Origin of the sequence: Streptomyces sp. P9(2023) (assembly GCF_032436795.1) — a bacterium.
Lineage (GTDB): Bacteria > Actinomycetota > Actinomycetes > Streptomycetales > Streptomycetaceae > Streptomyces.
The window spans coordinates 1-266 of record NZ_JAUPWM010000541.1 but is presented as its reverse complement, the minus strand read 5'-3'; the positions used below and the strand labels follow the sequence as shown (position 1 = coordinate 266).

The following is a 266-nucleotide window of genomic DNA, read 5'->3' as shown; positions in this document are numbered from 1 at the left end:
CTCGCTCGTGATCTTGCGGATGTGCTTGGTCGCCTCGGACACATCGCCCGTGCCGGCTTCGCCCTTGGAGCGGATCATGGCCGCGCCCTCGTTGATGCGACGCAATGCCTCGCCGAGGTTGGTGGCGCCGCAGACGAAGGGCACCGTGAACTTCCACTTGTCGATGTGGTTGACGTAGTCGGCGGGCGAGAGCACCTCGGACTCGTCGATGTAGTCGACGCCGAGCTGCTGCAGCACCTGCGCATCGGGCACTTCGTCGAAGCGCA

General features: G+C 65.0%; 1 pseudogene. It reads right to left on the bottom strand.

Annotated features, from left to right (window positions below):
* Positions 1 to 266 (bottom strand): annotated as a pseudogene (locus Q5762_RS38645) (pyridoxal 5'-phosphate synthase lyase subunit PdxS); the annotation flags it as partial.